Source organism: Streptomyces sp. NBC_00335 (assembly GCF_036127095.1).
Lineage (GTDB): Bacteria > Actinomycetota > Actinomycetes > Streptomycetales > Streptomycetaceae > Streptomyces.
In genome coordinates, this window is sequence record NZ_CP108006.1 from 1,231,700 (window position 1) to 1,256,202 (window position 24,503).

23 protein-coding genes and 1 riboswitch are annotated in these 24,503 nt (G+C 71.4%); of the genes, 1 reads left to right on the forward strand and 22 read right to left on the reverse strand.

The genetic code is table 11. The features are described 5' to 3' along the window. Positions 1 to 203: 203 nt before the first annotated feature. From OHA37_RS05700 to OHA37_RS05730, 7 genes are all read right to left on the reverse strand, one after another. Positions 204 to 392, reverse strand: coding sequence for a DUF6381 family protein (locus OHA37_RS05700; protein WP_266903100.1), 189 nt, complete (start codon positions 390 to 392; stop codon positions 204 to 206). A gap of 237 nt (positions 393 to 629) precedes the next feature. Beyond that, positions 630 to 902 (reverse strand): hypothetical protein, encoded by a 273-nt coding sequence (locus OHA37_RS05705; protein WP_266903101.1) that lies wholly within the window; start codon positions 900 to 902, stop codon positions 630 to 632. Positions 903 to 967: 65 nt separating this feature from the next. Further along, entirely contained in the window at positions 968 to 1,540 is a 573-nt protein-coding gene (locus tag OHA37_RS05710) for a hydrolase (RefSeq protein WP_266903102.1), read from the reverse strand. Positions 1,541 to 1,584: 44 nt separating this feature from the next. Further along, the gene (locus OHA37_RS05715) at positions 1,585 to 2,031 is read right to left on the reverse strand and encodes a MarR family winged helix-turn-helix transcriptional regulator (protein WP_266903103.1); all 447 of its coding nucleotides are present in this window, start codon (positions 2,029 to 2,031) and stop codon (positions 1,585 to 1,587) included. Between the two features lie 185 nt (positions 2,032 to 2,216). Further along, positions 2,217 to 2,804 (reverse strand): histidine phosphatase family protein, encoded by a 588-nt coding sequence (locus tag OHA37_RS05720; protein WP_266903104.1) that lies wholly within the window; start codon positions 2,802 to 2,804, stop codon positions 2,217 to 2,219. Positions 2,805 to 3,043: 239 nt separating this feature from the next. Then, positions 3,044 to 4,198 carry a winged helix DNA-binding domain-containing protein gene (locus tag OHA37_RS05725; protein WP_266903106.1) on the reverse strand — a complete coding sequence of 385 codons (1,155 nt, stop codon included), beginning with the start codon at positions 4,196 to 4,198 and terminating at the stop codon, positions 3,044 to 3,046. Between the two features lie 102 nt (positions 4,199 to 4,300). Next, on the reverse strand, positions 4,301 to 5,290 hold the full coding sequence (locus tag OHA37_RS05730) for a M23 family metallopeptidase (protein ID WP_266903108.1): 990 nt from the start codon (positions 5,288 to 5,290) through the stop codon (positions 4,301 to 4,303). A 2-nt stretch (positions 5,291 to 5,292) separates the two neighbouring features. Then, positions 5,293 to 5,489, reverse strand: a riboswitch (cyclic di-AMP (ydaO/yuaA leader). Between the two features lie 324 nt (positions 5,490 to 5,813). On the opposite strand from OHA37_RS05730, the gene OHA37_RS05735 reads away from it, so the two are divergent. Further along, positions 5,814 to 6,635, forward strand: coding sequence for a tyrosine-protein phosphatase (locus tag OHA37_RS05735; protein WP_266903110.1), 822 nt, complete (start codon positions 5,814 to 5,816; stop codon positions 6,633 to 6,635). Positions 6,636 to 6,654: 19 nt separating this feature from the next. Here the strand turns inward: OHA37_RS05735 and OHA37_RS05740 are convergent, their stop codons facing one another. The 15 genes from OHA37_RS05740 to OHA37_RS05810 all read right to left on the reverse strand — a co-directional run bounded on the left by OHA37_RS05740 (position 6,655) and on the right by OHA37_RS05810 (position 24,022). Further along, positions 6,655 to 8,037 (reverse strand): aspartate aminotransferase family protein, encoded by a 1,383-nt coding sequence (locus OHA37_RS05740; RefSeq protein WP_266903112.1) that lies wholly within the window; start codon positions 8,035 to 8,037, stop codon positions 6,655 to 6,657. Then, positions 8,034 to 9,068, reverse strand: a complete 1,035-nt coding sequence (gene hpnH / locus OHA37_RS05745) for an adenosyl-hopene transferase HpnH (protein WP_266903114.1) — start codon at positions 9,066 to 9,068, stop codon at positions 8,034 to 8,036. The genes OHA37_RS05740 and hpnH overlap by 4 nt, the downstream gene beginning before the upstream one ends. A gap of 5 nt (positions 9,069 to 9,073) precedes the next feature. Beyond that, the gene (locus OHA37_RS05750) at positions 9,074 to 9,757 is read right to left on the reverse strand and encodes a phosphorylase family protein (RefSeq protein WP_266903116.1); all 684 of its coding nucleotides are present in this window, start codon (positions 9,755 to 9,757) and stop codon (positions 9,074 to 9,076) included. Continuing rightward, positions 9,757 to 11,838: a squalene--hopene cyclase gene (gene shc, locus OHA37_RS05755; protein WP_266903118.1), complete on the reverse strand. Its 2,082-nt coding sequence runs from the start codon at positions 11,836 to 11,838 to the stop codon at positions 9,757 to 9,759. Before shc ends, OHA37_RS05750 begins: the two co-directional genes overlap by 1 nt. A 125-nt stretch (positions 11,839 to 11,963) precedes the next feature. Then, positions 11,964 to 13,058: a polyprenyl synthetase family protein gene (locus OHA37_RS05760; protein WP_266912525.1), complete on the reverse strand. Its 1,095-nt coding sequence runs from the start codon at positions 13,056 to 13,058 to the stop codon at positions 11,964 to 11,966. A 116-nt stretch (positions 13,059 to 13,174) separates the two neighbouring features. Next, on the reverse strand, positions 13,175 to 14,548 hold the full coding sequence (gene hpnE / locus OHA37_RS05765; protein ID WP_266903120.1) for a hydroxysqualene dehydroxylase HpnE: 1,374 nt from the start codon (positions 14,546 to 14,548) through the stop codon (positions 13,175 to 13,177). An 88-nt stretch (positions 14,549 to 14,636) separates the two neighbouring features. Then, positions 14,637 to 15,635 (reverse strand): presqualene diphosphate synthase HpnD, encoded by a 999-nt coding sequence (gene hpnD, locus OHA37_RS05770; protein WP_443046118.1) that lies wholly within the window; start codon positions 15,633 to 15,635, stop codon positions 14,637 to 14,639. Beyond that, positions 15,632 to 16,552: a squalene synthase HpnC gene (hpnC, locus tag OHA37_RS05775; RefSeq protein WP_266912527.1), complete on the reverse strand. Its 921-nt coding sequence runs from the start codon at positions 16,550 to 16,552 to the stop codon at positions 15,632 to 15,634. The genes hpnD and hpnC overlap by 4 nt, the downstream gene beginning before the upstream one ends. A 406-nt stretch (positions 16,553 to 16,958) precedes the next feature. Further along, the gene (locus tag OHA37_RS05780; RefSeq protein WP_266903124.1) at positions 16,959 to 17,735 is read right to left on the reverse strand and encodes an ABC transporter ATP-binding protein; all 777 of its coding nucleotides are present in this window, start codon (positions 17,733 to 17,735) and stop codon (positions 16,959 to 16,961) included. Beyond that, positions 17,728 to 18,657, reverse strand: a complete 930-nt coding sequence (locus tag OHA37_RS05785) for an ABC transporter permease (protein WP_266903126.1) — start codon at positions 18,655 to 18,657, stop codon at positions 17,728 to 17,730. The genes OHA37_RS05780 and OHA37_RS05785 overlap by 8 nt, the downstream gene beginning before the upstream one ends. Before the next feature lie 96 nt (positions 18,658 to 18,753). Further along, positions 18,754 to 19,626, reverse strand: a complete 873-nt coding sequence (locus OHA37_RS05790; protein WP_443046288.1) for a glycosyltransferase family 2 protein — start codon at positions 19,624 to 19,626, stop codon at positions 18,754 to 18,756. Between the two features lie 35 nt (positions 19,627 to 19,661). Beyond that, positions 19,662 to 20,441 (reverse strand): CDP-alcohol phosphatidyltransferase family protein, encoded by a 780-nt coding sequence (locus OHA37_RS05795; protein WP_266903130.1) that lies wholly within the window; start codon positions 20,439 to 20,441, stop codon positions 19,662 to 19,664. Next, on the reverse strand, positions 20,419 to 21,480 hold the full coding sequence (locus OHA37_RS05800; RefSeq protein WP_266903132.1) for an iron-containing alcohol dehydrogenase family protein: 1,062 nt from the start codon (positions 21,478 to 21,480) through the stop codon (positions 20,419 to 20,421). Before OHA37_RS05800 ends, OHA37_RS05795 begins: the two co-directional genes overlap by 23 nt. Continuing rightward, positions 21,468 to 22,220 (reverse strand): phosphocholine cytidylyltransferase family protein, encoded by a 753-nt coding sequence (locus tag OHA37_RS05805; RefSeq protein ID WP_266903134.1) that lies wholly within the window; start codon positions 22,218 to 22,220, stop codon positions 21,468 to 21,470. The genes OHA37_RS05800 and OHA37_RS05805 overlap by 13 nt, the downstream gene beginning before the upstream one ends. After that, positions 22,217 to 24,022, reverse strand: a complete 1,806-nt coding sequence (locus OHA37_RS05810) for a DUF5941 domain-containing protein (RefSeq protein ID WP_266912529.1) — start codon at positions 24,020 to 24,022, stop codon at positions 22,217 to 22,219. Before OHA37_RS05810 ends, OHA37_RS05805 begins: the two co-directional genes overlap by 4 nt. Positions 24,023 to 24,503 lie beyond the last annotated feature (481 nt).

Below are 24,503 nucleotides of genomic sequence, written 5' to 3' on the forward strand. Positions count from 1 at the left end.
GACTGCCCCGCGTGAGCCGCCGGCCGGGGTCTCCTGGCCGGCGGCGCTGATACCGGCCGACCCGGTCCGTGCACGGCGGTGGGCCGATCCCCCTCGTCACCACCGGTCGCACGGCGAACACTTGGAGGCCAAAAGCCGGCCGGTGCTCCCTCGCGCACAGAAGATCGCGTGGGCAGCCGCCGGCCGGTTCGCGTGTGGAGCGGTCACATGGGGTCGATGCCCCCGCTGCCCCGGTCGCCCTCCTTCTTGCTCTGGTCCAGGATCCGTTGGGCCCTGTCCTTCAGCCGCTGGCGCTCCGCCGGGTCCTTGGCCCGCTCTGCCGCCTTCTCGAACTTCTGCGCCTGGTCGCGCATCTGCTGGGCACGACTACCGGACTCGCCTGCAACGCTCATGATCACTCCTGGGATCTGGGGGGAGAGCGGATGCCACCAGCGAATCAGTACCTCCATCGCCCCGCATCCCGAACGGTTACCCACCGCCATCACCGCAGCACAGACCGGGTGCAGGAGGTCACCGCCCGACGCACTCCACCCCTCTCGGCAGCCGGGCCGGATCGGCCGACTGCGGCTACGGACCGTTCGGGTCCTCCGCGAGGAGAGCCGCCTCCGACCGTGTCGTGCCCGTGGCTCCTACCGCCCCAGGCGGGCGTTGATCAGGTACTCGGCTTCCTCGGAGAGCCTTTGACGCCGCTCGCCTTCGTTCACCTGCCGCAGCTCGCCGCGCAGAGCGAGCTCGGTGCGCAGGATCGTCGTCCTGGGCACCGGGACCCTCTGACCCGGCTTCTCCGTGAACGGCTGGAGTTCCACCGCCAGGGTGTGTGCGTCGTCCGACGTGCCGCGCCGCAGCGAGAGGAACACCCGGGCAAGCCAGTCAGCCGGAATCGGCACCATGAAGTCAGTCATGCCGGGGCAACGAGTCACGGCCTGGCTCGTGACGGCCGATAACCCGCACGGCCCCACCTGCGTGCTCACTTCGCGCCGAGGGCCTCGATGACCCCTTCGGTGGTGCTGACCTTGCCGATGCGGGGGAAGATCTTGGTGAAGGTGTGGGCGTGGGAGTCGGCGTCCGTGTCGGCGGTGGCGTCCTCGGCGAAGACGAGCTCGTAGCTGTGCTCCCAGGCGGTGCGCGCGGTGGATTCGACGCCGACGCTCGTGGAGATGCCGGCCAGGACGATCCGGTGGATGCCGCGGCGGCGGAGCTGGAGGTCGAGCTCGGTGCCGGTGAAGGCGCCCCAGTGACGCTTGGTGATGACGATGTCTCCGTCGGCGGTCAGCTCGGCCGGGATCTCGGAGAACGCGGCAGGCGGGGCGACGGCCGGTCCGGGGCGGTCCACGTTCGTGGTGGGCAGGTCGCCGCCGTCGGGGGACCAGGCGACCCTGACCAGGACCACGGGCAGGTTCTTGGCACGGAAGGCTTCCGCGAGCCGGATGCCCTTCTTGAGGATCTCGTCGGCGGGCCTGGTGGTGGGCAGGCCCAGGATGCCCTTCTGGAGGTCGATCAGGACCAGGGCGGTCTGCGCGTCGAGGTTCAGGTCGGTCATGGGCGTGTCTTCTTCCTCCGGGTGGATGCCCCCGGACTTCGGACTCAGTTCTCGGCCAGGCGCCGGAGCAGCGGGACGGCGGCGGTCACCGTGGCGAGTTCGGCCGCACTGAGGCGCCGGGCCATGAGCCCGGCGAGGCGACCGTGGCCGGCCTCCTTGCGCTCGCGCAGGAAGCGGCGGCCCCGGTCGGTGAGCGTGATCACCCGCTGGCGGCCGTCGGTCGGGTGCGGAGTGCGTTCCACGTAGCCGTCGGCCTGCAGGCCGCCGACCGTGGCGTTCAGCGACTGGGGGCGGATCTTCTCCGCCTTCGCCAAATCGGTCACGGTGCCGGGGCCGTCGCGGTCGAGCCGCTTGAGGACGGAGATCTGCGACAGGGTCACCCCGCTGCCCGCGGAGGCCATCCGCATGTGACGCACCAGGAGGCTGACCGCCAGCTGGAGCTCTTCGGCCGTTTCCCGTAGCTGTGGGTCCAGCTGCTGCTCCGCTGCCATGACACGACCATACCGGACATACAGGCTTACTGCGAAGTCTGCCTTAGTATTTTCGGTCGGGGACCCCGAGGTGCGCTACGCCGTCCGCCTGTACGGACTCCGCCGACATCGGCGGCCCCGGAACCGACCCCGGCCCGCTCCGGGAGGCGACGTACGAACACACGTGCGACGCGGCGGCCTTTGCCCTACGGGACGTTCCAAGCGGAGATGACGGGTTGCCCGTCCTCGGTGGCCAGGAAGCTGAGAGTGCCCGGATGCGGGTGGCCGAGCAGTCGGCTCGCGGAGGCGTCGAGGCCGAGCCATCGCACGGTGAGCACACGCGCCAGGTGGCCGTGCGCAACCACGGCGACATCGCCCTCGCTCAGCAGCGGACGGATGCGGTCCAGCACCGCGTCCGTGCGTGCGGCCACCTGCGCGAGCTCCTCGCCGGGGTGGTCGGCGTCACCGGGAATGACGCCGTCGCGCCACAGGTCCCAGCCCGGCCTCGCCCCGCGGATCTGCTCGGCGGTCAGGCCTTCATAGCCGCCGTAGTCCCACTCCAACAGGTCGGGATCGGGCTCGGCGCCGGTCAGGCCGGCGAGCTCGGCCGTCCGCACGGCGCGGCTCAGCGGGCTACTCAACACGGCAACCAGACGGCGGTGGGTCAGCCTCGGAGCAAGAGCACTGGCCGCAGCCTCGCCCGCTTCCGTCAGAGCAACGTCGGTCCGTCCAGCGTGCCGGCCCGACAGGCTCCACTCGGTCTGGCCGTGCCTGATCACTATCAGCTCCCCCATGGCCGCGCACGCTATCTGATCTTGTGGCACGCCGAAACGGTTTCTTCGCCTTCGCCACCGTCGACGGTCCCTCATCGTCTGCGCCGGGCCCGCCACATGAGATGACCTCTCTGGCAGCGGCGGCGTAGTACGCCCGCCCGTAGCGGGTCATGCCGGTGTCCAGGTCTCCCCCGTCGGGGATCCGCGCCACCCAGCAGGGTCGGGGAACCGGGACCCCCCTCCGGTCCCGGCCCCACGTCTTAGGCGAGCAACCGGGTCTCGGCGCTCGGCAGTTTGCTCCACCAGTGGCCGTAGCGCCGGTAGACCTCCGGTTCGCGGTCGGCCAGGAAGGCCGTCAGGGCCCGGGCCTCGCCCGCGAGGGCCTCCCAGACCTCCTCCGGCAGGGGGTGGAAGGCGGTCGCCTCGATCCCGCCGGCCGCGCCGGCCGGGCGCCACACCCCGGCGACCCGGCCGTCGACCAGCAGGGTCGCCAGGGTGTCGCCGTTCATCCGTGCGACGAGCTTTCGGTACTGCGGCGGGACGATGCGGCTCCGGTCGGAGTACGCGAGCAGCACGCTGTCCCACATGGCCATCAGCCGGGGCGGCGCCGGCGTGTCCTGCGCCGGACGCGGTGCGCCCTGGACGTCGAACAGCTCCTCGCCGTCCGGCCCCGTCAGCCGGTCGAGCCTCCCCGAGAGCTCCAGTGCCCGCAGCGCCTGGCGCACCCTGGCCCGCTGGACCAGGGAGAACTGCGCCACGTCCGCCGCCGATGCCGGCCCGAACCCCTCCAGGTAGCGCAGGACCAGCGTCCGCAGGGACTCCTCCGCCGCCTCCGGGTCCGCCGGCACCGTGCGCGGCCGGCGCGGGGGCGCGACGTACGACGGGCGCTCGCCGAACGACCACGGCGCGGCGGTGGGTGCGTGCAGCAGCGGCGCATACTGCCGCAGCCCCCACCACGCTCCGGGCTGCGGCGCCGCTCCCAGCCGGTGTCCGAGCCAGGCCTCGCACTCCGCCGTCGTACGGGGCCGGTCGGCGAAGTCCAGCAGCTCCGGTACGAGGACGTCGGCGTCCTCGGCCGTCAGCCCGGAGTCCGTGAAGCGGGTCCCGAGCCGGGCGGCCCGTACGGAGGGCTGCACGGCCTCCCGGAAGGGCGGATAGTCCTGCGCGTGCACGGCGTGCAGGGTCAGCCGCATCAAGGTCGACTTGACCACCTCGCGCCCCGTGAAGGCGGCGTCGAGGTCGGCCGGGTCGAAGCCGGAGAGCCGGTTCCACAGCGCGAGGTACGGCGAGGCCGCGTGCTGCGCCTGCAGGGCGACCACCCGGCGGACCGCGTCACCGACGTCCATCACCTCGCGCCGCAGCAGCAACTGCCGTGCGAGCGTGGAGCGGTTGAGCTCCCTTGCGCTGACCTTCATGCCGCGACCGTCCCGTCCCCTGTCGAAACGGGCAGCCTAACCGGCACCTCCGACAGCGCCTCGGATGCAGATCCGGATGCGGCCCCGGGTTCAGACCCGGGTTCAGATGCTGACGCCCTTGGACCGGAGGTAGGCCAGCGGGTCGATGTCCGAGCCGTACGAGGGCCCGGTGCGGATCTCGAAGTGCAGGTGCGGGCCGGTCGAGTTGCCCGTGGAACCGGAGAGGCCGATGGTCTGCCCGCCGGTCACGCTCTGGCCGGAGGAGACGGACAGCTGGGAGAGGTGCGCGTACTGGCTGTACTTGCCGTCGGCGTGCCGGATGACGACCTCGTTGCCGTACGAGCCGCTCCACCCGGCGGAGACCACGGTGCCGGCGCCGACCGCCTTGACGGTGGTGCCGCTGCTCGCGGCGAAGTCGACCCCGGTGTGGTAGCCGCTGGACCACATGGAGCCGGCGGTCTTGTACGCGGTGGAGGTGCCGCCGCCGACCGGGGCGACGAAGCCGGTCGACGCGGAGCCGCCCTGCTGCTTGGCGGGCGCCTTGCGGGCGGGGGCCTTGGCGACGGGCGCGGCGGCCTCGTCGGAGGAATCCGACGAATCACCGGAAGCGGAAGAACCGGAGGAAGCCGAAGAATCGGAGGAAAGAGACTTCTTGGCCGGCTTCGGCGTTTCGGCCGGCGCGGACTCGGCCGCCGCGGCCGGAGCCGAGCCCTTCGCGCCGAGCGTGAGCTTGAGGCCCGGGTGGATCAGCGACGGGTCGGCGCCGACGGCCTCGCGGTTGTCCGCGTAGAGCTGCTCCCAGCCACCGGTGAGCTGACGGCTCTCGGCGATCTTGGAGAGGTAGTCGCCCGGCACCACGGTGTAGACGGTGGGGGCGGCCTGCGCGGCGGCGGGCGCGGCCTGGAAGGCCGACACGGCCTGCGGGGCCTGGACCGGAGCTGCGGCGGGCGCGGCGGCCGGGACGCCCGCGGCGTGGGCGCCGGTGGCGCCGAGCAGCGGAAGCGCGAGGGCCGCGCCACCGGTGCCCGCGACGGCGAACCCGCGGGATATCGAGCGGGACTTGGGACGGCGGTGCTTACCCGTTCCGGACATGGCGAATTCCTCTCCGACGCCTGCGAGGTGAGCTGTCGGGTTCGGACTGGAGATGTCCGGCCGTACGTGCGCCGTTGAACAGCACATGGACGGCTTCACCCCGAGCTGTCCCGTTGTAAAGATCCCGAAGGAGCTCCGGAACAGCGGCTTACCTGGTTCCCCCGCTCCTGCCGCGCGCGTGAATAGTCGGGTGCGGTTTCCGGACGGCGGCAGGATTAGGCGGTCCATCCGGATCGATCGCGAAGGTAATCCAGCCCGGCGGCACGGAACAAGTCCCGAATTCCCCCATGGATTCCAAGTGATGATGGACCGACGGAATTACGGTCACCCTGCGTCCATTCCCCTCCCCCAACAACCGTCCGGACAGGGGAATTCGCCCTTCGCGATCAGGCACTCACGGTCACCGTATGATCTGGCTCACGGGGACGTGTCCGATCTCGCCCCTCGCTATGGCAAGTTGTCAGCAACCAACGTAATTCGGACACGCGCGACGACGACCACACGGAGACACGGAGGAGCCCCTGTGACCCAGCAGATACCCCAGAGCCCCCACACCGATCCGGTGGCGCCGGAACCGGCACTGACGGGAGTCCGCAACTTCCGTGACGTGGGCGGATTGCCGGCCGCGGACGGCCGGACGGTCAAGTCAGGACGACTGTTTCGAAGCGGACATCTGGCGCATGCCACCGAAAGCGACGCGGAGTTCCTCGGATCGCTCGGACTGCACACCGTCTTCGACTTCCGCAACGGCGCCGACCACGCCCTGGAGGGTCCGGACGTGGAGCTGCCCGGCGTGCGCAACGTCGGCATTCCGCTGTCGGATCCGGCCGACGGCCGGGAGTTCTGGAAGATGGTCCGCGAAGGGGACCTGGCGCAGCTCCGCGAGATCCTGGGCGAGGGCAAGGCCGCCGCGCGGATGTCCCGTTCGTACCGGACGATGATCCGGACCCGGACCGCCGAGCACAGCCGGGTGGTGCACGCGCTCGCCGAGGACAGCGTCCCCGCGCTCATGCACTGCGCCGCCGGGAAGGACCGGGCCGGGCTGTCGATCGCCGTCACCCTGCTCGCGCTGGGTGTCGGGCGGGAGGCGATCCTCGCGGACTACCTGGAGTCGAACGCCCCGCACAACCGCTACCGGGTCCGCCGGGGCAACGGCTCGCCCGAGGCCCGCGCCCCCGAGGTGATGGAGCTGCTCGCCCCGCTCTTCGATGCCCGCGCCGCGTATCTGACCGCGGCCTTCGACACCATCGACGAGGAGTGGGGCGGTGTGGAGCGCTACCTCGCCGAGGGCCTCGGGCTCGCGCCCGAGACCCTCGGCAGGCTCCACGACCGGCTGCTGGACTGACGCCCCACGAGGTGGGCCGTCAGCGGTTGGCGACGGCCTGCCTCACCAGTGTCCGGCCGAAGTCCCACATCAGCGCGCCGCCGCCGTGGGCCTCGTCCATGACCGCGCGGAAGGCGCCGACGAAGCGGTCGACGTCCGCCTCGTCCACGATCAGCGGCGGGATCAGCTTGATCACTTCCAGGTGGTCGCCGGAGACCTGGGTGAGGATCCGGTGCTTCTGCAGCAGCGGCACCACCACCATCTGCGCGAACAGCCCCTTGCGCGCCGCCTGCAGCATGCTCCAGCGGCTCCGCAGGCCCAGCGAGGACGGCCGGCCGAACTCGATGCCGATCATCAGCCCGCGGCCCCGTACCTCGTGGAGCAGTTCGTACTCGTCCACGAGCGCGGCCAGCCGCCCGCGCAGCAGGTCGCCCATCGCGCGGGCGTGGGCCACCACCTCCTCGTCCTCCATGACGGACAGGACGGCGAGTCCGGCCGCCATCGCCTGGGCGTTGGAGCCGAAGCTGGCGGAGTGGACGAGCACCCGGTCCATGGAGGAGTAGACCTTCTTGAAGATCCAGTCCTTGCCCAGGGTCGCGCCGACGGGCACGTAGCCGCCGGAGAGCGCCTTGGCCACGCACACCAGGTCCGGTTCGACTCCGGCCTCGTGCTGGTAGGCGTAGAAGTCGCCGGTCCGTCCGAGGCCGGTCTGCACCTCGTCCGCGATCAGCAGCGCCCCCCGCCGGTGCAGCAGCTCCTGTGCGGCGAGCAGGTACCCGGGCGGGGCGGCGAGCACCCCCTTGCCCTGGATCGGCTCCACGACGAGGGCCGCCACGTCCCCCTTCTTCAGCTCCCGCTCCAGCGCGGCCAGGTCTCCGAGGGCGACCTTGGTGTCCGGCAGCAGCGGGGCGAAGCCGTCGCGGAAGCCGGCCTCGCCGTTGACCGAGAGCGCGCCCGTGGTGAGCCCGTGGAAGGCGTGGTCGCAGTAGAGGACCCTGGGCCGCCCGGTGGCGTACCGGGCGAACTTCAGGGCGGTCTCCACCGCCTCGGTGCCGCTGTTGCCGAAGAAGACCCGGTCCAGGTGCGGACTGTGGGAGAGCAGCTTCTCGGCCAGCAGCCCGGGCAGCGGCTGGCAGTCGAAGCGGGTCAGGTCGGCGAGCTGGGCGTCCAGCACGTCGTGCAGGGCCTGCCTGACCACCGGGTGGTGGCGGCCCAGGCCCATCACTCCGAAGCCGGCCAGCATGTCGAGGTAGTCGTTGCCCTCGGCATCCCAGAAGTGGGCTCCCTCGGCCCGCACGTAGACCTTGTCGAAGCCGATGGTGTGCAGCATCCGGGGCAGCTGGTGGTTGAGGTGGCGGGCGTGCAGTTCGTACCGCTCGCCACCCCGCTCGGCCAGCAGCTCGCCGAGGTCGAAGCCGGTCATGCCGACTTGTCCCGGCTCCCGCCCCCCACGGTCTCGCGGACCGCCCGCAGCGACTCCTTCAGCGAACCCATGGTGGCCAGGACGGCCGTGGGCTCGTACCCGCAGTGCGCCATGCAGTTCGCGCAGCGCGGGTCCTTCCCGCGGCCGTACTTGCTCCAGTCGGTTTCCTCGATCAGTTCCCGGTACGAGGGCACGTACCCGTCGCTCATCAGATAGCAGGGACGCTGCCAGCCGAAGAGCGAATAGTTCGGAATGGCCCAGGCCGTGCAGGGGAAATCGGCTTTGCCTTCCAGGAAGTCCAGGAAGAGCGGCGAGTGGTTGAGCCGCCAGCGCCGCCGGTTGCCGCCCGCGAAGGCCTTCTTGAAGAGTTCGCGGGTCTGTTCGACGCCGAGGAAGTGCTCCTGGTCGGGGGCCTTCTCGTAGGCGTAGGCCGGCGAGATCATCATCTCGTCCACCTGGAGATCGTCATTGAGGTAGTTCAGGACCTCGATGATGGTCTGCGGGGTGTCCGTGTTGAAGAAGGTGGAGTTGGTCGTCACCCGGAATCCGCGCTTCTTCGCCTCCTTGATGGCCTCGACCGCCTCGTCGAAGACGCCCTCCTTCGCCACCGACTCGTCGTGACGCTCGCGCAGACCGTCGATGTGCACGGCGAAGGCGAAGTACGGGGAGGGCGTGAACTTCTCGATCTTCTTGCGGAGCAGCATCGCGTTGGTGCAGAGGAAGACGTACTTCCGCTTCGCCACCAACTGGCGCACGATCTCGTCGATCTGCGGGTGCATCAAGGGCTCGCCGCCCGCGATGGACACCATCGGCGCGCCCGATTCCAGCACGGCGCCCACCGCCTGGGCGACGGGCATGCGCTGCTTGAGCACCCCGGCCGGGTGCTGGATCTTCCCGCACCCCTCGCAGGCCAGGTTGCAGGCGTAGAGCGGTTCCAGCTCGACGATCAGCGGGAACTTCTCGCGCTTGCGGAGCTTCTGTTCGAGCAGGTACGTCCCGACCCTGATCGTCTGTCGCAGTGGCATGGCCATCTGGCTCACCTCCGGGGGAGCAGCAAAGAACGGTGCCATTCATAAAACGCGGGCAGTACGGCACGCAGTACGCGAAAGGCCGATATTCCCCCGCGAACAGTGCCGATGCGGACGAGCTCATGCTCCGGAGCGTCCACGATCACCCGGACGGCCGCAACCGGACGGTCCGCGCCGCCCTGGGCGCTCCCGCCCCGGGTCGCGGTCCAGAGGGTGGCGGCCGATTCCATGTCGACCCCGATGGCGCCGCCGGCGCGCAGCTGGGCGCGCTCCTGGCCCCGGACGACGTGGTCGGATCCGGTCAGTGCACCGAGGTGTACGGTCCGGCCGGGTACGGCCCGGGCCAGCGCCTCGGCGAGCAGGGCGGTACCGGCGCAGGCGACCGTGCCGCGCGGGTCCCGGGTCTCCTCGGCGACGATGAGGTCGCCGGGGCTCATGCCGGGCAGCAGCCCGGCGCAGAATCCGGTGGCGAGCACGGCGGCGCCGCGCAGCTCCGGCTCGGCGAGCTTGCTGCCGACGGCGCGCTCCGCCGCGCGCGGGCCCATGCCGGTGCGCAGGACCTCGTACCGCTCGGGCGCTCCCCGCTCGCGGCTGCCGCGGTACGAGGTGCTGCGCAGGGCGGTCCGCTCGATGCGCAGGGCGCAGGCGATCAGCAGCGGCGGCGGGGCGGCCGTGGCGGGGCCGCCGGTCATCACAGCTCCCCGGGGGACGGGGCGGCGTGCGGGAGGCCGGTCGGATCCGCGTACCGCCCGCCGGGGCCGAACGGTTCTCCGTACAGGTAGCGGCCGAGCGCGGTGAGCGGGAAGACCTGGCGGTACAGGTGGTAGTTGATGGAGAAGTCCCAGGGGAAGCCGGTGCCGGTGAAGTACGGCTCGTCCCAGGTGCCGTCGGCGCGCTGGGTGGAGACGAGGTAGCCGATCCCCCGCTCCACGGACGGCGCGTCGCGCTCCCCGGCCGACAGCAGGGCCATCAGCGCCCATGCCGTCTGCGAGGCGGTCGAGGCGCCCTTCCCCGCCCAGGACGGGTCCTGGTAGGAGCGCTGGTCCTCTCCCCACCCTCCGTCCTCGTTCTGTACGGACTCCAGCCAGTGCACGGCCCGCCGGATCGCGGGGTGCGAGGGGGCGAAGCCGGCCGCGGTCAGGGCCGGGACCACCGAGCCGGTGCCGTAGACGTAGTTGGTGCCCCAGCGGCCGAACCAGCCGCCGTTGGGGTCCTGTTCGGCGAGGAGCCAGGCGATGCCGCGCCGGGTGCGGGCGTCGCCCGCCCGGCCCTCGACGGCGAGCATCTCCACCACGTGGGCGGTGACGTCGGCCGAGGGCGGGTCGATGACCTCGCCGAAATCGCAGAAGGGCAGCTTGTTGGGGTAGGGGCTGGTGTTGTCGGCGTCGAAGGCACCCCAGGCGCCGTTCTTCGACTGCATGCCGAGGTTCCAGGACACTCCCCGGGCGATGGCGCCCTCCACGCGTGCCGGGTCGGGATGCTTGACGCGACGCAGGGCGAGGACGACCTCGGCGGTGTCGTCGATGTCGGGGTAGTTGTCGTTGTGGAACTCGAACGCCCAGCCGCCCGGGGCCAGTCCGGGTCGGCGCACGGCCCAGTCCCCGGTGCGCACGATCTCCTCGCCGAGCATCCAGTCGGCGGCCTTGACCAGGGCGGGGTGGTCGGGACGCAGTCCCGCGTCGGCCAGCGCGATGGCCGCCAGGCAGGTGTCCCAGACCGGGGACTGGCAGGCCTCGATCATGCGGGCGCCGTCCGCGCGCCACACCGTGAACCGGTCGAGGGACTCCAGTCCGGCCCGCATCACCGGGTGTCCGAGGTCGTAGCCGAGCAGGTGCAGGGCGATGACGGAGTACACGGCGGGCGGCTGGATGCCGCCCCAGCAGCCGTCGTTCTCCTGCCGCTCCACGATCCAGCGGCCCGCGCTCGCCATGGCGGCGGCGCGCAGCCGGCGCGGGGCGAACCGGCGGTAAACGTGCAGGGCCCTGTCCATCCGCTGGAAGGCGCCGTCCCAACTGGCAAGCGGTGCGAGCTTCTTGACGGGGTAGGGGGTCCGCGCGTCGGTGTGCAGCTCGTCCAGGGCGAAGGGGGCCGGGCGGACCGGGCGCAGCGCGGAGACCACGGTCAGCGGGACGATCGTCTGCCGGGCCCAGCAGCCGAAGTCGTAGATGTTCAGGGGCACCCAGGGCGGCAGGAACAGCAGTTCGGGCGGGAGTTCGGGCAGGTGGTCCCAGCTCCACCAGCCGAACAGCGCCAGCCAGATGCGGGTGAACACGCGGGCTCCCGCGATGCCCCCGTGGGCCCGGATCCAGGCCGAGGCGCGGGCCATGTGCGGGGCGCCCGGGTCGTCTCCGGCGAGGCGCAGGGCCACGTAGGCCTCGATGGTGGCGGAGAGGTCGCAGGGGCCGCCGTGGAAGGTGGCCCAGGTGCCGTCGCTTTGCTGCTCTCCGCGGATGAACAGGGCGGCGGCCCGCGTGGTGGCCTCGTCCCTGATGCCGAGGAACTGGCGCAGCAGCAGGTCCTCGGCGTCCATGGTGACGTTGGTCTCCAGGTCGCCCTTCCACCAGCCGGCCTCGTCCTGCCGGTCGAGCAGGTCCCGGACCGCCCGTTCGGTGGCCTCGCGGACCCCGCGCAGCCCGGCGGGGCCGGGGTCGGGTCCGGTGCCCGGTCCGGTGTCCGGCCCCGCTCCGGGAACCGGGCCCGGCGGCCCGGTGGTCCCGGTGCCGTTCGGGTCGGCGCCGCAGGCATTGGCGCCGCCGTCGGTCGTCGCAGTCATGGCTTCCCCTTTGCGTGCAGTGTCCTCTGCTGTCATCCGCTGTACTGGGGGTTGCCGTCGACCGGTACTACTGGCAGGCAGTACCGGCCGGCGACTGGCGATTCATATGCGCGTACGGGTGGCGATCACCTCTTGCGCACGACGACGAAGTCGGCGAGCGCCACGAGCTGGTCGCGCACGCGCTGGTCCATGTCCACCTCGTCGAGGGCCTTGATGGCGATCTCGTACTGGCGGCGCGCCTCGTCGGCGGTCCACCGGCGGCCGCCGGCGGCCTCGATGAGCGCTGCGCGGGCCGCGAACTCCTCCTCGGAGAAGTTCTCGAAGTCGTTGCTCTTGGCGTCGGCGGCGAGCAGCTGGGTGAGTTCCTCACTGGCCGGTCCGCCGGCGGCGAGGGCGGCGACGACGGGCAGCGACTTCTTGCGCTGACGCAGGTCGCTCCAGGTCTGCTTGCCGGTGGACTCCGGGTCGCCCCAGATGCCGAGGAGGTCGTCGACGGCCTGGAAGGCGAGGCCGAGGTGGTAGCCGTACTCCTCCAGCTTGTCGGCCGTACGGTCGTCCGCGCCGCCGAGCACGGCGCCGATGGAGACCGCGCAGGCGAGCAGGGCGCCGGTCTTGTTGCCCTCCATCTCCAGGCACTCCTCGACGGTGACGCTCTCGCGGTGCTCGTAGGAGATGTCCTGGGCCTGGCCGTCGATGAGCTTGCGGCTCGCGGTGGTCAGGCGGCGGGCCGCGCGGCCGGCCTCGACCGTGCCGAGCTCCAGGAGCACCTCGTTGGCCAGGGCGAACAGCGCGTCGCCGACCAGGATGGCCAGGGCGGGTCCGTGGACCTTCCACACCGTGTCGCGGTGGCGGCGCTGCTCGTCGCCGTCCATCAGGTCGTCGTGCAGCAGCGAGAAGTTGTGGACGAGTTCGACCGCGACGGCGCCGGGGATGCCGACCTCGGCGGCGGCGCCGGCGGCCTCCGCCGAGAGCAGGGCGAGGGCGGGGCGGACGGCCTTTCCGCCGTCGCCGTCCGCCGGGTTGCCGTGGGCGTCGATCCAGCCGAAGTGGTAGGCGGCGACGGTGTCCATGGGCGCGGCGAGCCGGTCCACGGCGGCGCGGAGCACGGGCGTCGAGAGCGTACGGCCTCGTTCGAGGAGGGCGAGCGTGTCCGCCTTCTCCCCGCCGGCCGGGCCCGCACTGGCGTCCGTGTTCTCGACGGCCGGATTCCCCGGGTTCACTGGCTCTCCTCTGGTTCCTGTACGTACTGCGGTGCGTGGTGCTGCGGTGCCGGTCGTGCCGGTACCGGTGGTGGCGGTACCGGTGGTGGCGATGGCGCCGACGGTGCCGGTGGTGGTCATACCGCCTCCTGCAAGGGGTGTTCGCGGTGGCGGCCCAGCGGGACGAGCGCGGCGTGGGCCGCGCTCAGTCCGCTGCGGACGGCGCTCTCCATGGTCGCGGGCCAACCCGTCGCGGTCCACGCACCGGCGAGGAAGAGCCCCGGCGTGTCGGTCCGGGTTCCGGGCCGCAGCCGGCCGACGCCGGGGGTGGGGGCGAAGGTCGCCGTGCGCTCCCGGGTGACGAAGAAGTCGCGCACCTTGGCTCCGCGCGCGGCGGGCAGCAGCCGTTCCAGCTCGGGCAGGTACTTGGCGCGCAGGACCGAGACGGGCTCGTCGATGTCCTCGTGCGCGACGGACTGGGACAGCGCCAGGTACTGGCCGCCGTCGGGGAGTCCGGAGGAGTCGGTGCGGTCGAAGACCCACTGGACCGGCGAGCCGAGCGCCGCGAAGAAGGGCTGCTTGAGCACCTTGCGGTCGTACACGACGTGCACGTTGAGGATCGGCGCGGTGCCGATGTCGAGCAGCTTGTCGGGGTCGGCGAGCGCTCCGGCGGGCAGCAGTCCGTGCGCCTCGCGCTGCGGGACGGCGAGGACGACGGTGCCCGCGTCGAACGAGTCGCCCTCGGTGGCCACCCGCCAACCGCCCTCCTCGGTACGGGAGATGTCCGTGACCCGGGTGCGCAGTTCGGTGCGCACCCCGGCGGCGTCCAGGGCCTTGCGGGCGAGGGTGTCGTGCAGGTCGCCGAGCGGTACGCGGGCCCAGCCGATGTCGGCCGCGCCGTTCTCGGAGAGCAGGCCGGTCTTGAAGACCATGGCGGCCAGCCCCAGCGAGGACTGCGCGGCGGTGGCGTTGAGCGTGGCGATGCCGACGAGGTCCCACAGCGCCTCGATGGTGCGCGGGGACTGGCCGTACCGGCCGAGCCAGGTCGCGAAGTCGACGCCGTCGAGCGCCGGGTCGGCGGGGTCGAGGCGGCGCAGCGCGAGGGCGGCGCGCCCGACGGAGGCCCGCTCGGCGAGCGAGAGGTGCGGGTAGCGGGCCAGCGAGCCGGCCAGGTGCAGCGGTACGGGCAAGGCGCTGCGCCGCAGCCGGCCGAGCCGGGGGCCGCCGGGGTGGGCGACGTCGAGCACGGGCACGTCGAGCCGGTCCTGCAGGGGCGCCAGGTCCGTGCCTTCGACGCGGTCGAGGAACCACCGGTAGGCGGTGCAGCAGCGCAGGTAGACGTGCTGGCCGTTGTCGACGGTCAGTTCGCCGCGCTTGAAGGAGAACGCCAGGCCGCCGAGGCGGGGCCGGCCCTCCAGCAGGGTCACCCGCAGGCCCGCGTCGGCGAGTTCCAGCGCGGCGGTGACGCCGGCGAGCCCGCCGCCGACGACCACGGCGTCGTGCGCGGTCATGCGTCCTCCTCTGTCGCTCCCACAGACGCCGCCGGGCGCTGCGGGGTTGCTCCCGTCCGCCCCTGCGGGGCTCGCCGGCCCGACGCCATCAGAGCCGCCTCCTGGTGCTCTGGCGCGCGATGGTCCGCGCGTCCAGGCCGGAGAGGCCGCGGACGGCCACGTACGCCTTCTCGTGCGGCGGCAGCGAGACCCGGCCGCGGAGCACCGCCTCCGGCTCGCGCTCGATGCGGTCGAGGAGTCGCCGGTAGATGCCGGCCATGGCCGCGACGCAGGCGCCGCTGCGCCGGTCGAGCAGGGGCAGCAGCCGGTAGCCCTCCACGAACAGGGCGCGGGCGCGCCGCACTTCGTGGTGGACGAGCCCGGCGAAGTCGGAGCCGCGGGGCATCCGCTCGCTGCGGAAACCGTCGGAGCAGCCGAACTTGGCGAGGTCCTCGGCGGGCAGGTAGGTCCGGCCGTTGTCCGCGTCCTCGCGAACGTCCCGCAGGATGTTGGTGAGTTGCAGGGCGAGACCGAGGGTGTCGGCGTACTCGCCGGCCCGTGCCGCGTCGTGCGCGCCGGACCCGGCAGATCCGTTGGAGGTTGCGGTGCCGAACACGCCGAGCGAGAGCCGGCCGATGGCCCCGGCCACGCAGCGGCAGTAGACCTTGAGATCGTCCCAGGTCTCGTACGTCTCGCCGCGGACGTCCATGAGGACGCCGTCGATGAGTTCGTCGAGCCCTTCGAGCGGGATCGGGAAGCGGCGCGAGGCGTGCGCGAGGGCGACCGCGACCGGGTCGGTGTCGTCCTCGTCGATCTCCTCGGCGCGGATCCGTCCGAGCAGGGTGCGGGTCTCTTCCAGCCGGGTCAGTTTGACCTCGTGCGGCAGCGTGCCGTCACCGATGTCGTCGACCCGCCGGGAGAAGGCGTACAGCGCGGACATCGCCTGGCGCTTGTCCGCGGGCAGCAGCCGGATGCCGTAGGCGAAGTTGCGCGCCTGCGAGCCGGTCACGGCCTCGCAGTAGCTGTAGGCAGCGGAAATCGGTGCGGACATCGCTGTCGGCGCGCCCGGTGCGGACGCGTGTGTGGGGCCCTCCACGGTCGGGCTCACCCCTTTCTCGGCGCTGTGCGCAGGACGGCGGCCACCTCGCGGAGCAGGCCGCTCTTGGTGGCCTTGGGCGGGCCGGGAAGGACGTCGAAGCCGGCGGCGGTGACGGCTCGCAGGGCGGCGCGTCCTCCTCCCACGAAGCCCGCGAGCAGCAGCCGGAGCCTTCCGTGGACGCTGCCCACGAGCGGCATGCCTTCGTCGAGGAGTTCCCGTGCCCGTTCGGTTTCGAAGGCGACGAGGGCGCGTACGGACGCGCCCGCGGACGGGGCCTTCAGGTCGGTCTCGGTGACGTGGAAGCGGCGCATGTCCTCGCCCGGGAGGTAGATCCGGTCCCGGGCGAGGTCCTCGGCGACGTCCTGGAGGTGTTCGGCGATCTGCAGGGCGGTGCAGACGGCGTCGGAGCGGCGGATCCGCTCGGGGGTTCTGGTGCCGGTGAGGTCGAGCACGAGGCGGCCCACCGGGTTGGCGGAGAGCTCGCAGTAGCCGAGGAGGTCGCCGTACGTCTCGTAGCGCGCGACCCGCTGGTCCTGGCGGTTGGCCTCGATGAGCCCGAGAAACGATTCGGGGGTGAGCCCGTGGGCGCGCACGACGGGCTGCAGGGCCAGCATCAGCGGATGGCGCGGAGGCCCGTCGGTGCCGCCGAAGACCCGCCCGAGGTCTGCTTCGAGGGCGTCGAGCATGGCGGACCGGTCGTCCGTGGCGGCGGGGTCGAGACCGAGCAGCACGGCGTCGTGGCCGCCCGGGGCGAGGTCGCCGTCGCCGATGTCGTCGACCAGGCGGGCATACCCGTAGACCGCCATCAGGCCCTCGCGCCAGGCGCGGGGCAGGAAGGCGGGGGCGACGGGGAAGTTCTCGGAGCGCGCCTTGCCGAGGGTGGCGGCGCCCGGGTGGGCGGGGAAGGAGCCGGAGGCGTCGGGCAGCTCGTGCGGCCGGGGGCTGGTGCCGTTCCCCGGGGTCACCGCCCGCCGCCCGCGGCGGGAACGGCCGTCGTGCCTGGGGGCCGGAGAATTCCCGTAGCCATTGCCGTCACATCTCCCGTTCTACACTGCCAACCCAATACATCCTATTTCGGACACGCCGCCGGGTTTTCCCCTGGACGTCCTGGGCTATTCACCTAGGGGGGAATCGCCCCCTCTTGCCCGCGATTGAGGCCCGGCCCAGCTTACGCTGTACAACGCCGCCGGGGCTCGACGGGTATTCGGTCCACCGCACGATGTCGCCCGCACGCCACCACGCGAAATGCGATCCTCCGGATGCGCCCGCCGGCCGCACGGCATGCGACGGCCCCCGCCGCCGGACGCGGTGGGGGCCGTCGGTGGAAATCCGTCAGCTGGTCGCCTTCTCGTATGCCGAGACGACTTCCTCGGTGGGGCCGTCCATCAGGAGTTCGCCCCGCTCCAGCCACAGCACCCGGTCGCAGGTGTCGCGGATGGACTTGTTGTTGTGACTCACCAGGAAAACGGTTCCGGCCGTCTGGCGCAGTTCGCGGATGCGGGCCTCGGAACGCACCTGGAACTTCCGGTCACCGGTGGCCAGCGCCTCGTCGATCATCAGGACGTCGTGGTCCTTCGCCGCGGCGATGGAGAAGCGCAGGCGCGCCGCCATGCCGGAGGAGTAGGTCCGCATCGGCAGGGAGATGAAGTCCCCCTTCTCGTTGATGCCCGAGAAGTCGACGATGTCGTCGTAGCGCTCGCGGATCTGCGCGCGGGTCATGCCCATCGCGAGACCGCCGAGGACCACGTTGCGCTCACCGGTGAGGTCGTTCATCAGCGCCGCGTTGACGCCCAGCAGCGAGGGCTGGCCGTCGGTGTAGACCTTGCCCGACTCGCAGGGCAGGAGCCCCGCGATGGCGCGCAGCAGGGTGGACTTGCCGGAGCCGTTGGAGCCGATGACACCGATGGCCTGGCCCCGGTACGCCGTGAAGGAGACCCCTCGCACGGCGTGGACCCGGCGGACGCCCGGTGCGTCGCCGCGCCGGCGGACTATCTTGCTGAGCGCCGCCGTGGCACTGCCCCTGCCGGAGCTGCCGGTGTTGACCCGGTAGACGATGTGCACGTCGTCGGCGATGACGGTGGGGACGTGCCCCTGGTTGTTGTCAGCCACGGCCGTAGCGCTCCTCAGCCTTCCAGAAGTACACGAATCCGCCGGCGCCGATCAGGACGGCCCAGCCGGCCGCGAAGGCCCAGACGTGCGGCGGCAGGTTCTCCCGGCCGTACCCGTCGATGAGCGCGAAGCGGATCAGGTCCATGTAGATCGCTGCCGGGTTCCACTGCAGGACGTCCGCGATCCACTCGGGCTTGCCCTCCAGCATCGTCTTGATCGAGAACATGACGCCGGAGGCGTACATCCACGTACGCGTGACGAACGGCATGAGCTGCGCGAGGTCGGGGGTCTTGGCCCCCATCCGGGCGAAGATCAGGGCGAGACCGGTGTTGAAGGCGAACTGGAGGATCAGCGCCGGGATCACGAGCAGCCACGACAGGGACGGGTAGTTCCCGAACCCGACCGCGACCAGGAACACGACGATCATCGAGAACATCAGCTGCTGGAGCTGCTGCAGCGAGAACGAGATCGGCAGCGAGGCGCGCGGGAAGTGCAGCGCGCGGACCAGCCCGATGTTGGACGGGATCGCCCTCACACCCGCCATCAGCGAGGACTGCGAGAAGGTGAAGACGAAGACGCCGATCACCAGGAAGGGGATGTAGTCGTCCTTGGCGATGCCCTGGCCGGCATTCAGGATCAGCCCGAAGATCAAGTAGTAGACCAGCGCGTTCAGCAGTGGGGTCGCCACCTGCCAGATCTGGCCGAGCTTCGCCTGGCTGTACTGGGCCATCAGCTTGGCGCGGGAGAACGCGATGATGAAGTGCCGGCGGTCCCAGAGCTCGCGCACGTACGCTGCCAGGCCCGGCCGGGCTCCGCTGACGGACAGGCCGTACTTCCTGGCGAGCTCCGCGGGGCTCAGCCCGGCGTCTTCGGACGGCCGCTTGCTCGTGGCAAGGGCTCCGTCCTGGGTTGTGTCACTCACAAGATGAAACTTTCCGTCTTCATGATGCGGGAGAAGGTGGCATCGGGACTGAGTCGATCGGTTCGTGATCGCGCCATGGTCTCAGACCCGGACGTGTCAGATGACAGGCGGTCTTCCCAGCCGGGTCAGCCGCCAGACCGTACGCCACTTCATGGGGCGCCGGGGACCACAGGAGGTGGTCCAGCCCTCCTTGAAGCCACCGAACCAGGCCTTGAGCGCGGGCCCCGAGGGCTTGCGCAGGAGCGTCAGCAGGAGCCAGACGCCCACGTAGACCGGGACCAGCGGGGCGGGCAGGTTGCGGCGGGCGAGCCACACCCGGTTGCGAGCCACCATACGGTGGTAGACCGCGTGCCGGGAGGGGGCCGTGGCGGGGTGCAGGAGCACCATGTCCGCCCGGTAGTCGATCAGCCACCCGGCGTCGAGCGCCCGCCAGGCCAGATCGGTCTCCTCGTGCGCGTAGAAGAACTGCCCCGGAAGGTCTCCGACCTGTTCGAACACCTTCGTGCGGACGGCGTTGGCGCCGCCCAGGAAGGTGGTGACGCGCGAGGAGCGCATCGGGTCGGCGGCCCGGAGCCGCGGAACGTGGCGGCGCTGGGTCTCACCGGTCTGCGGATCGGCGATCCGGAAACTGACGATGCCCAGCTCGGGGTCCTCGGTGAAGGCCTGCCGGCACAGCTCCGCGGTGTCGGTGCGCTCCAGCAGTCCGTCGTCGTCCAGGAAGAGCAGGACGTCCACGCCGAACCCGTCCGAGCCGGCGCCGCCCGCGGTGCGGAAGGCCTCGATGCCGACGTTGCGGCCGCCCGGGATGCCCAGGTTCTCGGGCAGCTCCACGGTGCGCACGCCCGCCGCCGGGTCCGCCAGGCCGGTGAGGCGCACGCCCTGGCCCACGACGACCACCTCGACCGGGGCCCCGTCCTGCCGGGCCACCGAGTCGAGGAGCGCCTTGAGCTCGTCCGGGCGGTTGCCCATGGTGATGATGACGGCGCCCAGCCGCAGCGGCGCCGTCACTTGAGCCTGCTGGAGGCCAGGACCGACACCAGGTGCAGCACCGTCTGCAGCATCGCGATGCCCGCGAGCACCGCGACGCCGAGGCGGGAGAAGTACAGGTCGCCGCGCATCTGGTCCAGGACGGCCAGCACCAGGATGAGCAGCGAGGCCTCGATGCCGAGGACCAGGCGGTGGAACTTGAGCGCGGCGGCGGCCCGGCGCGCCAGCGCCATGCCGGAGGAGCGCGGGGTTGCCGCCGCGTCCTGGACCACGGGCTTGCCGGCCTGGTGGCGGGCCACGCCGACCAGGTCGGTCTCGGCCTTGATCAGGATCGCGCCGAGCGCCGCGAGGGTGCCCAGGAAGGCCCACAGCCAGTCGATGCGCCCGGTGCCCCACAGGTCGGAGGCGCGCAGGCCGAAGCCGACGAGCACCGCCGCGTCGCAGAGGTAGGCGCCGACCCGGTCCAGGTAGACCCCGGACAGCGAGAACTGCTTCTTCCAGCGGGCGACCTCGCCGTCGACGCAGTCGAGCAGCAGGTACATCTGGACCGCGACCACACCGAGGACGGCGCCCCAGACGCCCGGCACCAGGAGGGCCGGGGCGGCGAGGACTCCGGCGAGGGTCATCACGTAGGTCAGCTGGTTCGGCGTGACCTTGGTGGTGACCAGGTAGCGGGTGATGCGCAGGGAGATCTCGCGCATGTAGAGGCGCCCGCCCCAGTGCTCGCCGCTGACCCGGTCCTTGACGCCCGCCGGGTGAACGACGGGCCGGAGTTCAGCTACGGATGGTCTTGGCATAGTCGGCGTAAGCGTCCCTGATCTCGGCGGCGGACAGGTTGAGGTGCTCCAGGATCGTGAAGCGTCCCGGACGGGTCTGGGGGGCGTACTCGACGGCCGCGACGAACTCGTCCACGCTGAACCCGATCTCCTCGGGCAGCACCGGCAGCCCGTGCCGGCGCAGCACCTGGACGAAGAGCTCGGACTTGGCCGCTTCCCCCCGCAGGTGCATGGCGAAGGCCGCGCCGAGGCCGACCTGCTCGCCGTGGAGCGCGGAGCGTCCCGGGTAGAGCAGGTCGAAGGCGTGGCTGATCTCGTGGCATGCACCGGACGAGGGGCGGGTGTCCCCGCTGATCGCCATGGCGATGCCGGAGAGGACGAGCGCCTCGGACAGCACCGTGAGGAACTCGTCGTCGCCGACCGAGCCGGGGTGGCGCAGCACGGACTCGCCCGCGGTACGGGCCATGGCGGCGGCCAGGCCGTCGACGGGCTCGCCGTTGAGGCGGTGCGAGAGCTCCCAGTCGGCGATGGCCGAGATGTTGGAGATCGCGTCACCGATGCCCGCGCGGACGAACCGCGCCGGGGCCTCGCGGATGACGTCGAGGTCGACGACCATCGCGATCGGCATGGGCACGCCGTAGGAGCCCCGGCCGTTGTCGTTGTCCAGGATGGACACCGGCGAGCAGATGCCGTCGTGCGAGAGGTTGGTGGCGACCGCCACCATGGCCAGTCCGACCCGCGCCGCGGCGTACTTCGCCACGTCGATGATCTTTCCGCCGCCCAGGCCCACGACGGCGTCGTAACGCCGCCCCTTTATCTCGTCGGCGAGCTTGACCGCGGAGTCGATGGTCCCGTCGACGACGGAGTACCAGTCGGCGTGCGGCAGCAGGGGCTCCAGCTTGGCGCGCAGCACCGCGCCGGAGCCGCCGCTGATGGCGATCGCGAGCTTGCCGGACGCGGAGACGCGCTGGTCGGCCAGGAGGCCGGCCAGATCGTCCATCGCGCCGCGGCTGATGTCGACGACGACGGGCGAGGGGATGAGCCTCGTCAGTACTGGCATGCGATCGTCCGGCCCTTGGCGAGGTCGTCGTGGTTGTCGATCTCGACCCACTTGACGTCACCGATGGGGGCCACGTCGATGGTGAAACCGTCGTTGACGAGCTGCTGGTAGCCGTCCTCGTAGTAGAGGTCGGGGTCGCGCTCGAAGGTGGTCTTCAGCGCCTCGGCCAGCGCCTCGGCGGCCTCCGGCTCGATCAGGGTGACGCCGATGTACTCGCCGGTCGCGGTGGCCGGGTCCATCAGCTTGGTGATGCGCTGCACGCCCTTCTCGCCGTCGGTGATGACCTTCATCTCCTCGTCGGCCAGGCTCTTGACCGTGTCGAGGGCGAGGATGATCTTCTGGCCCTTGCCGCGGGCGGCGAGCAGGGTCTTCTCGACGGAGACGGGGTGCACGGTGTCGCCGTTGGCGAGGATCACACCCTGCTTCAGGACGTCACGAGCGCACCACAGGGAGTAGGCGTTGTTCCACTCCTCGGCCTTGTCGTTGTCGATCAGCGTGATCTTGACGCCGTACTTGGCCTCCAGGGCCTCCCGGCGCTCGTACACGGCTTCCTTGCGGTAGCCGACGACGATGGCGACCTCGGTCAGACCGACCTCGGCGAAGTTGCCGAGCGTCAGGTCGAGCACCGTGATGCTCTCCTCGGCCCCTTCGGGTCCGACGGGCACGAGGGCCTTGGGCAGGGTGTCGGTGTAGGGACGCAGGCGGCGTCCGGCTCCGGCAGCGAGGACGAGGCCGATCATGCTGGTTCTCCTTCGTCATGTACGGCGGGTGCCCCGGAGGACACCCAGAAGCGGATGCTCTCCACGAGCACCACGAGTGCCACGAACACGGCGAGGGCCGTGAGCGCGACGGGGAAGTCGACGGCGCGCGACGCCAGGACGGCGGCCAGGACCGTGATCAACAGGATCCGGCCTTCGTGCCCGCCGATCGTTCGCACCAGCCAGTGCGGGGGCGCGCCGGTGCCACCGCGGATGCGGTAGACCGTGTCGTAGTGATGGTAGGCGACCGCCGCGACCAGTCCGAATGCCGCGGGAAGGGCCCCGGGGACGTCCGCCTTGGCGGCGAGGATCAGGACGGTGGTGTACTCGGCGGCCCGGAAGACGGGCGGCACGAGCCAGTCGAGGGCTCCCTTGAGGGGCGCCATGACGATGCCGCCGGCGAGGAGGACGTACATCCCGGCCGCGGCGACGCTCTTCCAGCTGCCGAAGGGCTGCTGGAAGATCACGAAGACCGCCGTGGCCGACAACGCGAGGCCGAGGATTCCCAGCGGCCTGGCGCGCAGGCGGTTCAGCACCCGGCTGACGAGCTCGGCCAGCGGGCCCGAGTCGGCCAGGTCCGCGAGCGCCCGGGCGGCCCGGTCGGTACGGGTCGCCTTGCGGGTCAGCGAGCGCAGGACGCGGCCGGCCGTCGTGTAGAGGGCGCCGAAGGCGCAGCCGACGAGCAGGGCGTAGAAGACGATCCGCGGGGTGGTGAAGGCGATCAGGACCGCGATCATGGCCCAGCGCTCGCCGATCGGCAGGATGATCATGCGCCGGACCCAGACCGTCCAGCCGACGCTGTCCAGCTTGGCCGAGAGGGCCGCGGTGGGACTGCCGGAAGGAGAGGTCGCAGTGGCCGCGGCGTCGTGGTTGGCCTCGTTGAAGGCGAAGTCCACGACGTGCCGGCAGGTCATGAGGATCATGGCGCCGAGGGCCAGGGCCCAGACGTCGTCGCCGTTCCTGGCCGCGCCGAGCGCGAGGCCCGCGTAGAAGGAGTACTCCTTCGCGCGGTCGAAGGTGGCGTCGAGCCAGGCGCCCATCGTCGAGTACTGGAGCGAGTAGCGGGCGAGCTGCCCGTCCGTGCAGTCCAGGACGAAGGAGACGAGGAGCAGCACGCCGGAGGCGACGTAGCCCCAGCGGTCCCCGGTCGCCGCGCAGCCGGCCGCGATCAGCGCGGTGATCAGCGAGGCGGTGGTGACCTGGTTGGGGGTCAGTCCGCGGCGCGCGCACCAGCGGGCGATGTAGCGCGAGTACGGGCTGACGAAGAAGGTGGTGAAGAACCCGTCGCGGGACTTCACGGCGGTGCGCAGCCGGACGGCCTCGTCGTCGACGGCCGCGACGGCGGCGGTGGCCTCCCGGCGCTCATCGGTCGTGGCGGGCACGGCGGCGACGAGGGTGCCCAGCTCGGGGCGGTGCACGGGGGTGCCGTCGGCCTCGACGGCGGCGGCGAGCCGGTCGGGGTACGGGCCGTCGCCCACGGGGGCGGACGCGTCGAGCGCGGCGGCCCGGTCCAGGGCCGCACGGGCGCCGGGCTGCACGGCGAAGGCCCCGGTGACGGCGCAGGCGTCGAACCGCGGGTCCGTCAGCGCGAGCCGCAGGGCGTGCACGTGACCGACGAACTCCCCGTCCACGACGGCCACCCGCTGATCGGCGGGTACCCGCGCCAGCGCGGCGGCGGTGTCCCACGGGGTGGCCGCGGGGCGGACCTCGAAGCCGAGTGAGCGCAGCTCGTCGGCGAGCGCTGATCCGGGCACCGGCAGGCCGGTAAGGATGACGGTCGGCAGACGAACTCACTCCTTGCACGCACACGGGTAACGGGCGCCAGGTGGACCGGCGGCACGTCGGCAGAGGCTATCGGATGAACGGAAGCAGGGGTTCACCGCCTGTTTACGCATCGATAAGCCAAAAAACGCGGGCCTGTCGGCCCTGTGCCGATCATCATTGACGATCGGGAGGAGCGATCACAAACCGCTGCCGGTACCGCTGCTGTTAGGCTGGCCGCAGACGCGTACGTTTTTCGCACATGCGTCCCGATCGCCCGAATGTCATGTGAGATGTGACGAAAGAAAGAAAGAGGTGGGGTTGATGACCGTCGCAGGCGTCGCCGCCCAGCGCAGCGCACTCCGGTTCATCCCCCTCTCCTTCCGGGCGTCCGGCCGGGTCTGATCACACCGATCACCCCCGTCGGCCGGAGCCCCCTTTCAAGGGTTCACGTTGACCGACAACATCGGTAACACCAGCAACTCCCACCATTCCCACACCACC